This is a genomic window from Bacilliculturomica massiliensis, assembly GCF_900605495.1.
Taxonomy (GTDB): Bacteria; Bacillota; Clostridia; order Peptostreptococcales; family Anaerovoracaceae; genus Bacilliculturomica; species Bacilliculturomica massiliensis.
The window spans coordinates 1,973,829-1,988,619 of record NZ_LR027603.1 but is presented as its reverse complement, the minus strand read 5'-3'; the positions used below and the strand labels follow the sequence as shown (position 1 = coordinate 1,988,619).

The 14,791-nt window shown below is 52.3% G+C and carries 13 protein-coding genes; 4 read left to right on the top strand and 9 right to left on the bottom strand.

All coding sequences use genetic code 11. The annotated features are described in order from the left end of the window. Position 1: 1 nt before the first annotated feature. The 4 genes from E0E37_RS18110 to E0E37_RS18095 form a co-directional block, all read right to left on the bottom strand. On the bottom strand, positions 2–850 hold the full coding sequence (locus E0E37_RS18110) for a polysaccharide deacetylase family protein (protein WP_130864371.1): 849 nt from the start codon (positions 848–850) through the stop codon (positions 2–4). A 34-nt stretch (positions 851–884) separates the two neighbouring features. After that, positions 885–1,565 (bottom strand): amino acid ABC transporter permease, encoded by a 681-nt coding sequence (locus E0E37_RS18105; RefSeq protein WP_130864370.1) that lies wholly within the window; start codon positions 1,563–1,565, stop codon positions 885–887. Positions 1,566–1,588: 23 nt separating this feature from the next. Beyond that, positions 1,589–2,356 (bottom strand): SDR family NAD(P)-dependent oxidoreductase, encoded by a 768-nt coding sequence (locus tag E0E37_RS18100; RefSeq protein ID WP_130864369.1) that lies wholly within the window; start codon positions 2,354–2,356, stop codon positions 1,589–1,591. 89 nt (positions 2,357–2,445) lie between these two features. Beyond that, entirely contained in the window at positions 2,446–3,285 is an 840-nt protein-coding gene (locus E0E37_RS18095; protein WP_130864368.1) for an ABC transporter substrate-binding protein, read from the bottom strand. A 360-nt stretch (positions 3,286–3,645) separates the two neighbouring features. Between E0E37_RS18095 and E0E37_RS18090 the strand changes: the two genes are divergently transcribed. After that, positions 3,646–5,346, top strand: coding sequence for a sensor domain-containing diguanylate cyclase (locus E0E37_RS18090; protein WP_130864367.1), 1,701 nt, complete (start codon positions 3,646–3,648; stop codon positions 5,344–5,346). A 126-nt stretch (positions 5,347–5,472) separates the two neighbouring features. Here the strand turns inward: E0E37_RS18090 and E0E37_RS18085 are convergent, their stop codons facing one another. After that, positions 5,473–6,228 (bottom strand): IclR family transcriptional regulator, encoded by a 756-nt coding sequence (locus tag E0E37_RS18085; RefSeq protein ID WP_130864366.1) that lies wholly within the window; start codon positions 6,226–6,228, stop codon positions 5,473–5,475. 232 nt (positions 6,229–6,460) lie between these two features. Between E0E37_RS18085 and E0E37_RS18080 the strand changes: the two genes are divergently transcribed. From E0E37_RS18080 to ilvD, 3 genes are read left to right on the top strand one after another with little or no spacing between them, the layout of a single operon-like run. Further along, positions 6,461–7,774: a hypothetical protein gene (locus E0E37_RS18080; RefSeq protein WP_130864365.1), complete on the top strand. Its 1,314-nt coding sequence runs from the start codon at positions 6,461–6,463 to the stop codon at positions 7,772–7,774. Between the two features lie 54 nt (positions 7,775–7,828). Continuing rightward, positions 7,829–8,797 (top strand): agmatinase, encoded by a 969-nt coding sequence (speB, locus tag E0E37_RS18075; protein ID WP_130864364.1) that lies wholly within the window; start codon positions 7,829–7,831, stop codon positions 8,795–8,797. Between the two features lie 22 nt (positions 8,798–8,819). Next, entirely contained in the window at positions 8,820–10,466 is a 1,647-nt protein-coding gene (ilvD, locus tag E0E37_RS18070) for a dihydroxy-acid dehydratase (protein ID WP_330548601.1), read from the top strand. Positions 10,467–10,694: 228 nt separating this feature from the next. Here the strand turns inward: ilvD and E0E37_RS18065 are convergent, their stop codons facing one another. The 4 genes from E0E37_RS18065 to ychF all read right to left on the bottom strand — a co-directional run bounded on the left by E0E37_RS18065 (position 10,695) and on the right by ychF (position 14,770). Beyond that, complete coding sequence (locus E0E37_RS18065) at positions 10,695–11,717, bottom strand: sugar kinase (protein ID WP_130864362.1); 1,023 nt, start codon at positions 11,715–11,717, stop codon at positions 10,695–10,697. A 2-nt stretch (positions 11,718–11,719) separates the two neighbouring features. Then, positions 11,720–12,628 (bottom strand): bifunctional 4-hydroxy-2-oxoglutarate aldolase/2-dehydro-3-deoxy-phosphogluconate aldolase, encoded by a 909-nt coding sequence (locus E0E37_RS18060; RefSeq protein WP_165445443.1) that lies wholly within the window; start codon positions 12,626–12,628, stop codon positions 11,720–11,722. A 236-nt stretch (positions 12,629–12,864) separates the two neighbouring features. Then, the gene (locus tag E0E37_RS18055; RefSeq protein ID WP_130864360.1) at positions 12,865–13,641 is read right to left on the bottom strand and encodes an IclR family transcriptional regulator; all 777 of its coding nucleotides are present in this window, start codon (positions 13,639–13,641) and stop codon (positions 12,865–12,867) included. 34 nt (positions 13,642–13,675) lie between these two features. Continuing rightward, on the bottom strand, positions 13,676–14,770 hold the full coding sequence (ychF, locus tag E0E37_RS18050; RefSeq protein ID WP_130864359.1) for a redox-regulated ATPase YchF: 1,095 nt from the start codon (positions 14,768–14,770) through the stop codon (positions 13,676–13,678). Positions 14,771–14,791 lie beyond the last annotated feature (21 nt).

Genomic DNA, 14,791 nt, shown 5'->3' with positions numbered 1-14,791 from the left:
TTTATTCCTCCATGGATTTTTTCCAGAGGGCGGCGACCTCCTCGCAGGTGGCGCACCAGATATCGGGTGTGGAGGCAATATATTCACACAGCTTTTCAATGATGAGAGATTTACCGGGGGTGCCGGACACCTGCGGATGGAAAGCTGTGCTCATTGCGCTGCCGAAACGGGCGCCTCCCTGTAATTCCCGCAGAAATCCGGCGAGTACGTCGGCGTACGGCGCGATCCGATCCTGACCGGTAGGGATAGGAGGGTAGGAGCAATAAACCATTTGTATGTACTCGTCCAGTTCCTGACGGCAGGGCAGGCTGACGACGCCGGTCTGCTTCCCATCCGATGCCGTACAAAAGCAGATTTCTTCCTCGGCCAATCCACGGCTGTAATAGAGGGTGGAACTGTCGCTGAACAGGGCGTCTTCTGTTTCCGGCAGAAGGGGCCCGGTAGGACGAAAACCGACTGCCTTTTTTCCCAGTACCTGAAGAAAAATATCCTGGCTGCGTCGGATATTATCCAGCTGCGCCTCGGGCGTGCTGCCATAAAAGGGACTGTGATCAAGTCCGTGGTTAGCTATCTCATGACCAGCCGCCTGAATTTCTCTGACCAGCTGAGGATAACGCGCCACATTTTCGGCGGGAATGAACCAGGTGCTTTTCAGATGGTATTTATCCATTATGTCCAGGATACGGTAGGCGCCTCTCATGGGCCCGAAAGCACCCACGGAGCGGCTGCGGATAAATGTTTCTCCGCCGGGGAAATTTTTGGACTTGTTACGCCAGATCGTTTCACCGTCCAGATCCCAGCCGAAAGAAAATGCGCATTTTGCATGTCCGGACCAAGTTGTTTTTTTCATCGAATAACCTCCGTATCAGAGTCCGGCTGCGGGATCAGAGCGCTTTTCGGGCCCCTCTGTTGATTCTCGTTTCCAATTTTTTTGCGAAGACTGACAGTATTTTTGTAAGAACGTAGTAAATTACTGCAGCGATGAGCAGTGGTTCAAACGTGATGAAGGTATCGGCCATGACTTGACGGGAAACGCGCATCAGATCGGCTACGCCGATGATCGATATGAGTGATGTGCTTTTCAAGTTTCCGACCATCTCGTTGACCAGGGAAGGCAGAATGGAGCGAAGGGCTTGGGGAAGCACGATGCTCATCATTGTACGGCTGTAGGGAATTCCCAGAGCTTTGGCGGCTTCTTTCTGTCCGACGTCTATCGCTTCTACGCCGCCGCGCAGAGCTTCCGAAACATAGGCCGCCGACACCATGGAAAGTGTGATAAAAGCAGCGGTGGTAGCGGAGACAGAGACCTTAAACATGGAAGGTATCGCAAAGTATGAGATATACAGGATGACCAGCGCCGGCACACTGCGGAAGATGTCCGTATAGACATAACCGATCGTGCGCAGGAGCCGCACTCTCGATATCTTCATAAGGGCAATAGGAACAGCCAGAACAAAGCCGCCGACGACGCAGACCACTGTCATATACAGAGTAATGCCTATCCCGTCTATAAACCGCGGTGTGTAGGCGGAGATCGTGATCATATGGTCCATGAACGCAGTCAATTGATTCACCTCCTGAAATTGTATCAGATCATGTATTCGCCGCCGTTGGGGGAGATGACCTGCCCCGAGAAATAACCTGCGGCGTCAGAGGCGAGAAAAACAACGGCGGCGGCCATATCCACGGGCTCGCCGACGCGGTAAAATCGCTTGAGGGCCGGCTCAAATTCCCATTCGTGGGCCATGCGTGTGTTGGTCAGCCCGGGAGCGACTACGTTGACGTTGATCGATTCATGCCCCAATTCTCTTGCCAGTCCCTTGCTCATGGCGATGACCCCGCCTTTCGCTGCCGCATAATGGAAGTCCGTTTCACCTCCCACTACTCCGGCTCCAGAGCTGATGTTGATGATCTTACCATATTTTTTTGCACGCATAATGGGCAGCACTGCGTAAATAAAATAGAAGACGCCGGTCAGATTTGTATCGATCAGGCGGGCAAACTCGGGCGGGTCGACTTTCGCAATGGGCTTGCCTCCGCCTAGTGTAGCGCCGTTATTGACCAGAATGTCCACAGTGCCGAATTCCTCCACCGTTTTGTTTACGGTCTTTTCGATCAGATCTCGATCGGTGATATCGCAGTACATCGAGACGGCACGTCCACCTTCTGCACAGATCTGCCCGGCTGCGGCTTCCGCGCTTTCTTCTTCGATATCGCAGAGCATAACGTTTGCGCCGAAGGCTGCCAGCAGCCGGGCAGTTGCCTTTCCGATACCGTTGCCGGCGCCTGTAACGATCGCTGATTTTCCTTCCAGAGCGTAAAAGGAGTAAATGTTTTCGGAGATCATTTTATTCATATAGAACCCTTTCCGCATTCAGATGCTAGTCCGCGCCGGTCCGCGTCCCCTGAGGAGAGCGGACTGGCGCGGAAATATGGAGGAGCGATTTACTCTTCATTGAAAATAGCCAGTTTGTCAACATAATCCTGACCAAGCCACTCAGAGCGCAGCTCCTGGAGAGTTCCGTCCGTCTCCAGTTCAGCCAGTGCTTCATTGAACAGTTTTACATTTTCATCGGAACCTTTTGGGAATGCTATCGCATAAAACGGAGCGTATTCTCTGATCACGCTTTTAGGAATAACATGGACATCCAGATCCTTGCCCGCTGCATAGCGTTCACCGTAACTTGAACTTTCAATGATGGCGTCCAGCTGACTGGTGCCGATGATCTCGATCGCCGGAACCGTACTGTCAAAGCTGACGTAATTGACACCGGGTATGGTCTGGGCGTATTTTTCAAAGAGGGTGCCTGTAGCTCCGCCGACCTTCCTGCCGTTCAGATCTTCAATAGTGGAGATCCCGCTGTCCTTGGCGGAAATAATACAGGTGATCGGCTGAAAATACCCATCGGAGAAGTCTACCATCTCGCGCCGCTCGTCAGTGGCGGAGATGGAGGAAAGGATCATATCGGCCCGGCCTTCCTGAATAGAACCGATAAGACCAAAGAATTCCATATCGCTCCATTCATAGGTAAATCCAAGTCTGTCCGCCAGAGCCGCCGCCAGATCTACACTAAAACCGATGTATTCACCGCTGGGATCGACGCTCTCCATCGGCGCATTTTCTGCATTGACGGCAATGATGAAATGCTGCCCGGACAGAGGAAGCCCTGTCGTTGCCTCACCGGAATCCGGTCCGGAAGTCTCACTGTCCCCACAGCCCACGATCAGGGTCAGTGACAACAGACCTGTCAGGATGAACAGTAAGCTTTTTCTCAGTTTTTTCATAATTGTACTCCCTTCTCATTTTCTAAAGCAATCGCAGTGATTTCGTATTATGAAACAAGTTTCACTATTGTTAAGTTTAAAATAACCCTTTTTTCATTCTGTGTCAACATTATTTTCTGAAAAATCAGAACAGAGAAAGACGAATACATTTAAAGCATCGACCTACTATTCATAAATTTTTTGCCGCTTTGATTTATTCGGGTTTGCAAATTTCGCGCAAAATGATACCAAATCCGCACTTTGCCCCGCAGACCAGATTCTTTTTGCTAAAATATGCAGTAGAAAAAAGACCCGGTCTAGTCAGTCTGCCGGATCGAAAATGAGAACAGAGAACGATTATCTGGGAGCGGAGGAACGGATATGAAGCAGATCATTTGTGACATGAGGCAGGGACCGCAGAGATCCCGGCGTTTGATTCTGCTGCTTGTGGGCGTATCGGCCGGGATCCTTCTGGCGGCCCTTTTGTCTGCCCGCTGCGCGGACAAAAGTCCGCTGCTGCCCAAAGACGTGACCTTGCTGGAAAGCGGCTGGACGGATGAAGAGGGAAACAGCGTGGAACTGCCTGTCAAGCAGACCTACCGGCCGGAGGGCCGCAGTTTGGAAAGGGTCCTCCCGGCCGGGGACGGCAGTCTCCGGAGTCTGCTGTTTTACGCCAAATATCAGAACGCGCGGCTGTTCTGGAACGGGGAAGAGCTGGGTCGTTGTCTATGCAGGCCGGAGGGCCGGGATAAGACCCGGGGAAAGGTCTTTACCCTGTTTCCGCTGCCGGAGGAGAGCGGTGTGCTGCGGATCGAGACCCAGCCCCTGCTGGGAGACAGCGTCCTCTATGAAATATCCGTTCCGCAGATCGGTTCCGCAGGCGCGTTGATCCATGGGATGATAGCCGACGAGCTGTTGGGGCTGATCATCACCGCCGCTATCTTCTGCTTCGGATTGTTTTTGCTGATCTGCGGCCTGCAGGCACTGTGCACGACGGCCCAGAAGGAGGATACGCAGACCTTTCAGGCCAGCTATTTACATATCGGCCTGTTCGCCCTGATGTTCTCCCTATACTCTCTCATCATCACCGACACCATTCACCTGTTCGTACCGAATTCATATCTGATCTACCTGATGGAATTCCTGCTGTTCATGCTGATGCCTATCCCGCTTCTGGCGCTGGCGGTGGAAGTCTGCACGGCGCGGTTCCGAATGCTTTTGACAGCGGGCTGCTGTATTCTTTTTATCAATTTTACGATCCAGACACTGTTCCATTTCTGTCTCGGCTGGGAACTGCGCAGAGGTCTGACAGTCACCCATCTGCTGATGACTCTGTCTGCGCTTCTGCTGTTCCCGGCGCTGGTATCGGCAGGTCGGAAGCAAAACGGACGGTGGTGGTCGCTTCTGGCCTTTTTCCCGGTATTGGTGGGTGCGCTGGCAGATATTTTTCGCTTTTATCTGCCGGCATTTTACCAAAAAGCGGTGGGATTCCAGCTGGGCGTGCTGGTGTTTCTGCTGCTTCAGACCGGTTACCTGCTTCGGCAGAACCTGCGCTATTACGAAAGCTATCTCCGATCAGGGGCCTACCGTCAAATGGCATATACGGATGCGCTCACCGGGCTTGCAAACCGGACGGCCTTTGAGGAGAAGCTCATCGAAGTGCAGGAAAAGCTGGAGAGTTATTCTTCTATCTGGTGCATCTCTGCGGATATCAACAATCTGAAAGAGACGAACGACACGCTGGGTCACGCCGCCGGAGATGGGTTGATCCGACAGGCCGCTCAGATCCTGTGCACCGCCGTGGGCGGGGAAGCCACAGTCTACCGCGTAGGCGGAGACGAATTCGTTCTGCTGCTGTTCGACCGGTCTGAATCCGCTGCCAGGGCGGTACGGTCTCGGCTGGACGCCGCGCTGGAACAATATAACCGCTGCCATACGCTGGAACTGAGTATTGCACTGGGCTGCGACCGCTTCCACTTTTCTGAAGCGGATACCATGTCAAGACTTCTGTCACGGGCTGACGGGTTGATGTATCAGGACAAACGCCGCTGGAAAGAGGCGCAAAATCGAGAGACTAAATAATTCCATCTAAAAGAAAAGAAGCAAATGGTAAAAACCGGAGTGAGAGGCACTCCGGTTTTTTATATCAAGGAAATATCATTCGTTTATGTTTCCGCATATTCTGTTAAATTAAACTGTTCAGATCACTTACAGAAAAAAAGAGATCTTTTTGGCAGCTTCCAGAACATAAGGAATCAGCAGCTTCGTTCTTGATTCATCCAGCCGGACTGCCGGAGCGGAGATGCTGAGAGCGGCCACCGGTCTTTTCTTGTGATTCAAAACGGCTGCTGCGATGCAGCGAACTCCGGTCTCATTTTCCTCATCATCAAGAGCATAACCAGAGGTGCGGACCTGTGCCAGTTGTTCAGTCAGACGCGAAAAATCTGTCACTGTGTTTTTCGTAAACTGGCGGATATCACTAGAATGCCAGATCTCCTCTGTTTCCTGAACACTCATAGCTGCCAGTATGCTCTTGCCCACGGCGGTACAGTACATTGGAGCGGTTTTGCCCACACTGGAGGCCATACGCACAGAGTTTACACCGGAATCCACTTTGTAGATATAAAGTATATTCGGTCCCTCGGGGACGACAAAATGTACGGCTTCTCCGCAAAAGTCGGAGAGATTATCAAGATAGGGCCGCGCCACTGTTAGCAGGTCGCGGTCCGGCATGGCTGTGCCGCCCAATTCCAGAAGCCTTCTGGTCAGCCGATATGTGCCGTTCAGATCCTTGCTGATGTAACCAAAAGATATAAACGTCGCCAGTAATCTGTAGGCTGTCGTTTTGTTCAGCGAGGTTTCAGACGCCAGTTCGGTCAGAGTAGCACCGGAAGGATGGTTGAGGGCAAGCTGCTCCAAAAGCGTGAGCGCTCTTTCGAGAGATTGAACAGGTTGTATTTCCATGTTTTAACCTGGCTTTTTCACTGTGACGACAGATCAAAAGCATTTCCTTTCTAAGGTAAAATCTGTGAAAATCATATTTATTATATCAGGATGTTTCTTTTCTCACAAGAATATTAACAGTTGACAGGGGTAAAATGCAATGCTAAAATATCAGAAAATAAATAATTTTGAAACTTATTTCGTATAATGAAACAAACTGATCGCGAAGGAGATAAAAGAAGGAGGTGCCCAAATGTCTGAAACCATTTTGAATTCGTTGGCCCAGAGGTATGTGGATCTGACACTGTGCAAAACCAAATATGATCCATGGGACGTCTATTGGTACGCCGACAAGCCTTTTTGGAGACGGGAATCTATGAATTTTAGCAGGGAGTATAAAATATATCCCTATGTGGATCTCGGCGAGAAGAAAGAGGGACGAACACTGAAGAATATTCTGGACGAGTCGGTGCATTTGCAGGAAAGTCTGGAACTTTACAGGAAGAGCGCGGCGGAAGCCGAGCTTGACCGAGTAAATTATCTGATCGATCACACTATAAATTTACAGACACGCACCAGAGTACTATTGGGCGAGACGATGTCCTATGACGCGATGACGGAGGGATGTTACAGTCTGAGGGCCCCTGACTGCGATTACGCAGTTTTTGACGCCATGAAGCAGGAACTGGACGCAGCACTGCCGGGGAAGGGACCAGTCGCAGAGCGTGTAATGAATTTTGAGAACAGAATAACGATCCCCCGAGACCGGGTTCCCGCGGTACTCACAGCAGCCACACATGTTTTTCATGACTGCGCCGTGAAAAACATGGACATTTCGTCAGGCAATATGCCGCGCCTCAGATTTCGGGATCTGGGCGGAGAGATGGAGTTCCTTTCCATCCTGTTTGGCTATGAGTATGACCACATCGAAATGGAACGGAATTTTGCGCTGGATTATCCATTTACCGTGGACAAGGTAGTAGAGATGATCGGTCACGAGATGGAGCCGGGACATCTGACTTATTTTGAACTGCGTTTGAAAACCATGATCGACACTTGTTTTCCGGAAATGCAGATCATAGCGCAGTATTCTCCCTCAAGCGCATTCTGCGAGGGTTCGGCCCGTATGGCGGTATACATGTGCTTTGATCATTCCATAGAACAGCTGGTGGATTTTGAAAGGGAAGTGATCTTTGAGCAAGGCCGGCTGGATAAAAGTCTGGCTGCCTGCATGCCTTTATGGCATCGGTTCCGCGATCTCGCAGGTTATGGAAAGCTGGAAGCGACCAGAAACAGGTGGAACGGCGTCTGGGACAAAGAAGAAGCGGGAGCTTTTTTAGAAAAATATCTATTTGCGGCTCCGGGGTCGGGAGCACAGACTGTGGACCGATTGGCTGCCGACGACGGTCATTTTGTGTCGCATGATTACGCCCGCGATGTGATGAGAGACTACTACAAAGCGATGACAAAGAATACGGATGAGCAGTGGCGTCTGTATCAGAAACTTTGCAGATCCCATATGTCCATGCGGGGAATCAGGGATCTCACTTACCGGATCGACTTTTAGGACGGGGAGGCCGCGCCGCCGGACGGCGTCCGCAGGCGCGGGGAAAGGAAAAAAATGAAGAAATATTTTCCTGCAAACGCATTGGAGACACCCAGATTTTGCGGTATACGGACCTTTATGAAGCTGCCTTGTGTGAGAACGACAGAAGAAATGGATTTTGCTGTAGTGGGCATTCCGTTTGACACCGGCGCGGCATTTAAACCGGGGCAGCGTTTTGGCCCGGCATCAGTAAGAGAGAACTCGATTTTGCTGCGCCCCTACAGTCTGAATCTGGGTGTGGATATTTTTGAGTGGTTATCAGGAGTGGATTATGGAGATCTCAGCGTACTGCCCGGCTTTATCGAGGACTCTTACCGCTTGATCGAAGCAGAACTGACGCCTCTTTTTGAAGCGGGTGTGGTACCTCTTTCTATTGGCGGCGATCATTCCATCACACTGGCGGAACTCAGGGCTGCTGCAAAGAAGTACGGTCCGGTGGCGCTGCTCCATTTTGATTCTCATACCGATACATGGGATAATTATTGGGGCAAGAAATATACTCACGGAACTCCCTTCCGCAGAGCGGCAGAGGAGGGTCTTATCGATGGAACCGCATCCATTCAGGTTGGCATAAGGGGATCTCAGTACGCGGCAGAGGATCTGGAAGTTTCGCAGAGACTGGGGATCGAGGTTATTACTGCAAATCAGATCCACGAACTGGGTGTGGGACAAACAGGTGAATTGATCCGGCAGCGAGTGAGAGACAGAAAAGTATTTTTTTCATTTGACATCGATTTTGTCGATCCCGCCTATGCGCCTGGCACTGGTACTGCGGAAGTCGGGGGATTTACAGGCTATGAGACCATGGCGCTTATCCGGGAGGCAAAGGATCTGAATTTTATAGGCTTCGATGTGGTAGAGGTACTGCCGGCGCTGGATCCAGCGGGGATCACCGCGCAGATGGCCGCTAATGTGATCCATGAATTTATCTCTATTTTGGCACTGCGGAAAAAACGGGACAGCGAGAGTTATGCGGCTGGATGAACAGGCGCCGGAGATAGCGGCATTGAGGCAGGGGATGGGATGGAGCGGGGAGGATCTGGATAGAAAGCAGATCCTGGTGGAAACATCTTTCGGCGACAGCCATCCCGGAAGCGTGCATCTGGACCGGCTCTCCCGCATGGCGGAGGATGGGCTGAAATATGCCGGGGCAAAACCTTCCCGTTTTACAGTTACTGATATTTGCGACGGTATCGCTCAGGGACACGAGGGTATGAACTATTCGCTTCTTTCCCGGGATCTCATGGCGGGAATGATAGAGATCCACTGCAGAGCCAACGCTTTTGATGGCATGGTCTGCGCAGCATCGTGCGATAAGTCTGTGCCCGCTCATCTCATGGCGATGGCCCGTATGAAGCTTCCGTCCATTTTCGTACCCGGCGGAGTCATGGAACGCGCTGCCGCCGGGCTGACACTGGAACAGATCGGAACGATGTCCGCCGATTTCCGGAGGGGGCAGCTTTCTGAAGGAGAAATGAAGCGGTATCAGATCGACGCCTGTACTTCCTGCGGCGCGTGTCAGTTCATGGGTACGGCCGGCACGATGCAGGCTATGGCGGAAGCACTTGGATTGTCGCTTCCGTGGAGCGCGCTCGTACCGGCCAATACAAATTATGCAGACCGTTTAGCGAGATCGGCAGGACAGCAGGCAGCCGTGTTGGCGGAACGCGGAATTACATCCGCGGATATACTGACAGAAAACGCGTTTCGAAACGCGGCCGCCGTCCACAGTGCGCTGGGGGGATCCACCAACGCTCTGCTTCATCTGCCCGCTGTGGCGAGAGAGGTAGGTATAAGTTTCAGAGCAGAGGAATTTGACGCAGTCCACCGCCGTGTACCCTTCATGGTAAATACCAGACCGGCGGGACAGTATTCCACCGATCTTTTCTGGTATGCCGGAGGCGTACCGCGGTTGATGATGGAGATCAGAGACCACCTGTGTCTGGATACGCTCACTGTTACAGGGAAAACTCTGGGAGAAAATCTGGAAGATCTGAGATGCAGCGGATATATGGAATATATGGAGGGCTATCTGGACAATTTCGGACTGAAGCGCGGTGATCTGATCCGGAGAATAGCGGATCACGGCGCTGTGGCCGTATTGAAAGGCAACATTGCAGAAAAAGGGGCCGTGATCAAATGTACCGGAATATCGGAGTCAATGCTTTGTTTTAAAGGACGGGCTAAAGTTTTTGCAGAAGAACGGCAGGCCAGAGAAGCGATCCTCGAAGGGAGAATAAAACCGGGTGATGTGATCGTGATCCCCTTTGCCGGACCCCAGGGCAGAGGAATGCCGGAAATGTTCTATACCACGGAAGCCCTGTGTTCCGACCGTATACTGTCCGATTCTACGGCTATCGTCACGGACGGACGTTTTTCCGGAGCCGGCAGAGGACCGTGCGTTGGCCACGTTTCGCCGGAAGCAGCAGAAGGGGGAAATATCGGTCTGCTCAGGGACGGGGATCTGATCGTGATCGACATTGCAAATCGGCGGCTGGACGCTCCCGATATCGATTTTCTGTTGCGGAAAAAGGAGGCAGCCCGACAGAGCGATTTCTTAAAACAAGAGACGGAGATCCTGGGATGCGGGTCCGTGTTGACATTATATCGACGGAATGCTGTCTGCGCTATGGATGGCGGTTACATGAGATAATATCTGCATAGCGGATATTATATGATTCTGTGCACGGCGGACGCCATGCAGGGATTATACCATGATGGCCTGCGGCCAATCATGGTATAATAGAAAAACAGGTGAGACTCATTGGAAAAATGGTTCACCTGTTTTTCATTTCTGCAGGATAATGGCCCGCTCAGTACCAGCTGTATCGACGGCGCTGAGCTGGGCCATATTGACGGAAAGCAGTTTATAAAAGGCCGGTCACCGCTGTACCCGACCGGAACCGTCGCCGTTCATCAGAGCTTTGACCTCTGAGACAGATACCCGGTTGTAATCCCCCTCTACGGAATGCTTTAGACAGGAGGCGGCCACTGCGAAGTCCAGAGAAGCTTGAGGTGTCATACCGCAGGATAGGCCGTAGATCAGACCGGCTCCGAAACTGTCGCCTCCGCCTACGCGATCAACGATACGGATCGGGTATTTTTGAGAGCGGTAGAATTGCCCGTCCTGATACAACATCGCAGACCAATTGTTGTCGTTGGCCGAGATGCTTTCGCGCAGAGTGATCGCCACGGTTTGAAAACCAAAGCGGTCCGCAAGCTGCCGGGCTACGGCAGAGTAACCCTTCCAGCTCAGTCTGCCTCCGGTGATATCGGTATCTGGAGCCTTGATGCCAAATACTTTTTCCGCGTCCTCCTCATTGGCGATACATACGTCTACGTAGGGCATCAGCCGTTCCATAGCGCGGCCCGCCTCCGCGACAGTCCACAGTTTCTTGCGGAAATTTAAGTCACAGCTGACCATGAGTCCTTTTTCTTTTGCGGTCCGGCAGGCTTCCAGACAGATTTCCGCCACATTGGCGCCCAGGGCCGGCGTGATTCCGGTAAAGTGAAACCATTGTGCGCCCTCCATAATAACATTCCAGTCGAAATCGTCTGCCGACGCTTCGCTGACCGCGGAATGAGCACGGTCGTAGATGACTCTGGATGGCCGCTGGGAGGCGCCCCTTTCCATAAAGTAAATTCCGATGCGGCTGCCTCCGCGCACTATCTTTGACGTATCCACACCAAAATATCGCAGACCGTTTACCGCACTTTGCCCGATCTCGTTATCGGGAAGACGGGTGATAAAAGCTGTATCCAGGCCGAAATTGGCTAAGGATACAGCCACATTCGCTTCGCCGCCGCCGAAAGTGGCTTCCAGGATGCTATTCTGGAAGAAACGCAGATATCCTTCAGGGGCAAGTCTGAGCATGATTTCTCCAAACGTAATGTACTTTGCCATAGCTATGCTCCTCTCTGTTTCTGAATCAACCGGATCGAGAAGGGGGGAACACCTTTGATGAGGACAGACGCATGAGAGACGCCGGCATCCTCTTCCAGGGCGGGGTCAAGGACTTCGATCCCTTTCTGCTTTAACCAGTAACAGGCTCGGGGCAGAGAATTGACTGTGATCTGCAGGCAGGAAACTTCTTTTTCATAATGATCGCATGGGGTTTGATCTTCGGAGGCCGGCGTAACGCCGATCAACTGTTCCAGAAGCAGAGAGAGAGAGCCGCAGGGGGTGATGCCCAGCGTCTCGTCCACAGCGCTGCGGCAGAGCGCGGCGATCCCGTCCCAATCGTTTTTTTCAATCAGTTCCGGGGGAGCCATAAAAGTGCCGCCGCAGGCAAAGATGCGGGGATGGGAGAGATAATCAGAAAGATTTCGGAGGTTAACGCCTCCAGTGGGAATAAAGCGGACACCGTCGTAAGGCCCGCAGAGAGCTTTAATTCCTGCCAGACCTCCATTTTGCTCCGCTGGAAAGAATTTTACGACGTTCACGCCCAGGGAGACGGCCCTTTCCAATTCAGTAGGCGTAGCGCAGCCAGGGATGACAGGAATATTTTTTTCCTGGCAGAAGGATACAATTTCTGGATTCAATCCGGGAGATACAATATAGAGAGCACCGGCGTCTATGGCTTGAACGGCCTGTCGGATATTGAGGACCGTGCCCGCGCCCACAACCATATCGGGAAATGATTCCCGTAATTGGGCGATCACTTTTTCAGCTCCCGACGCTCGGAAGGTGACTTCCGCCGCAGGAATGCCGCCCGCCGTCAGCGCTCGGGCCAAAGGCAGAGCTTTGCTGATATCTTCCAGCTTGACAACTGGAATCATCCCGATCTGATTAAGCTTTTCCATTGTCTGATTCATAACAGCGTTTCCTTTCATACATTGCCGTGCTTTCTCCGGGACAGGGGAAATAACAGTCCTGCCTGCAAAAAGCCACGGCCATGGATATTAATCGTTTATTTCACATAGTAAAACGTTGTTTCATAAATTAATTATAGCAGGTAAGCGTGACAAAGTAAATATGGGACGCAGATTCAACTGAAAATAAAAGGCCCCGGCGTGAGAGTTTTCTCATACCGGGACGGCGTGGGTCAGGATTATTTGATTCTGTAGCCCAGACTTCGGGAGATCTGTTCGCCGCAGTGCCGCACTTCACAGATGATGGAGGGCATCGTCTGCGAAGTGACGCTGAGGATGGTACCGGTCGAGGAGACGGCAGCGACGACTTTGCCCACATGGTCTCGGATCGGAGCAGCCACGCAGCGCACGTTTTCTTCATTTTCCAGATCATCCACAGCATATCCCTGACGGCGGACTAAGTCCAGCTCGCGCTTCAGGCGCAGGGGGTCAGTGATGGTCTGGGGGGTTCGAGCCGGCAGACCGGCCGCAGCGATAATATCATCCACTTCGCCTTCAGACAGGTCGGCCAGCAGAACTTTACCGACGGAAGTACAGTGCAGTGGGACTCTGGCGCCAACGCGGGAACGGACTGCGATACCACTGGACTCCGGAGGATCCACTTTGTCGATGTAAACGCCCTCGCAGTGATCGCGGATGACCAGATGGCAGATATCACCTGTGGAAGCAGCCAGGCGTCGAAGCTCAGGCGAGGCGGCCCTTGCCAGATCCGTTTCATCAAAGACCGATTGATAGAGCAGAAAGCGGGGACCGATGCGGTACTTGGCGTCGTCCGGATTCTGTATGATATACCCATTGTCTTTCAGCGTAAAAAGGATGCGATATATGGTACTCTTGTTGAGCTGAACGCCGGATTCCAGTTCGCTCAGGGAGATACCGTATGGGTAGTCGACCATGAATTCCAGGATCCGGACTGCTTTTTCAATGACAGCAATTTTATTGGGAATTTCTGACATACACGGTCTCCTTTCTATCCACAGAAGAGGGAGACTACACGTTGAAGAGGAAGTGCATCACATCCCCGTCCTTTACTATGTAGTCCTTTCCTTCGGAACGGATCAGACCCTTTTCCTTGGCGGTGGCCAGATTGCCGCCGCACTCGATCAGCTTGTCGTAGGCGATGGTCTCGGCGCGGATGAAGCCCTTTTCAAAGTCGGAGTGGATCTTTCCGGCGGCCTGAGGCGCTTTGGAACCGCGTTTGATGGTCCAGGCCCGCACTTCCGGCTCCCCTGCGGTGAGGAAGGAGATGAGGTCCAGCAGGCGGTAACAGGCTTTTACCAGCTGATCCAGTCCAGATTCTGAGATGCCCAGTTCCTGCAGGAACATGGCGCGTTCGTCGTCGGGCAGTTCTGCGATCTCCGCTTCCACTCTGGCGCTGATGACGACCACTTCGGAGCCTTCGCCGGCCGCAAATTCGCGGACTTTTTTTACATATTCGTTTTCGTCGGCTGCGGCCACTTCATCCTCGGCTACGTTGGCCACATAGATGATCGGTTTGTAGGAGAGGAGGTCCAGACTTTTTACGAATTCGTCTTCCTCTTCCGTCAGGTCGAGTGTCCTGGCCGTCAGTCCCTGTTCCAGAGTGGACTGGACTTTTTTCAGCATGTCCAGCTCTGCCTGAAGACTCTTGTCGCCCTTCAGGTTTTTCTGGGTCTTCTGAATGCGGCGTTCCAGCACTTCCAGATCGGAGAGGATGAGCTCCATGTTGATGGTCTCGATATCGGAAAGGGGATCGACCTTTCCGTCCACGTGGACCACGTTGGGATCCTCGAAGCAGCGGACGACGTGGACGATGGCGGCTACCTCGCGGATGTGGCCCAGGAATTTGTTGCCCAGGCCCTCTCCCTTGGACGCGCCTTTTACCAGTCCGGCAATATCGTAAAACTCAATGGCCGTATATACGGTCTTTTTGGAGTTGTACATTTCGTGCAGCACCTTCAGCCGTTCGTCCGGAACGGTCACCACGCCTACGTTGGGTTCAATGGTACAGAAGGGGTAGTTGGCCGCTTCCGCGCCGGCTTTGGTGATGGCGTTGAACAGTGTGCTCTTTCCCACATTGGGCAGTCCGACAATACCTAATTTCATTTTACTTTTACCTCCGGTTCT

Coding starts and splice junctions, on each gene's coding strand:
- E0E37_RS18055 (WP_130864360.1), bottom strand. CDS start 13,641: ATGTCAGAAATTCCCAATAAAATTGCTGTCATTGAAAAAGCAGTCCGG.
- E0E37_RS18065 (WP_130864362.1), bottom strand. CDS start 11,717: ATGGCAAAGTACATTACGTTTGGAGAAATCATGCTCAGACTTGCCCCT.
- ychF (WP_130864359.1), bottom strand. CDS start 14,770: ATGAAATTAGGTATTGTCGGACTGCCCAATGTGGGAAAGAGCACACTG.
- E0E37_RS18085 (WP_130864366.1), bottom strand. CDS start 6,228: ATGGAAATACAACCTGTTCAATCTCTCGAAAGAGCGCTCACGCTTTTG.
- speB (WP_130864364.1), top strand. CDS start 7,829: ATGAAGAAATATTTTCCTGCAAACGCATTGGAGACACCCAGATTTTGC.
- E0E37_RS18095 (WP_130864368.1), bottom strand. CDS start 3,285: ATGAAAAAACTGAGAAAAAGCTTACTGTTCATCCTGACAGGTCTGTTG.
- E0E37_RS18100 (WP_130864369.1), bottom strand. CDS start 2,356: ATGAATAAAATGATCTCCGAAAACATTTACTCCTTTTACGCTCTGGAA.
- E0E37_RS18110 (WP_130864371.1), bottom strand. CDS start 850: ATGAAAAAAACAACTTGGTCCGGACATGCAAAATGCGCATTTTCTTTC.
- E0E37_RS18090 (WP_130864367.1), top strand. CDS start 3,646: ATGAAGCAGATCATTTGTGACATGAGGCAGGGACCGCAGAGATCCCGG.
- E0E37_RS18080 (WP_130864365.1), top strand. CDS start 6,461: ATGTCTGAAACCATTTTGAATTCGTTGGCCCAGAGGTATGTGGATCTG.
- E0E37_RS18060 (WP_165445443.1), bottom strand. CDS start 12,628: ATGAATCAGACAATGGAAAAGCTTAATCAGATCGGGATGATTCCAGTT.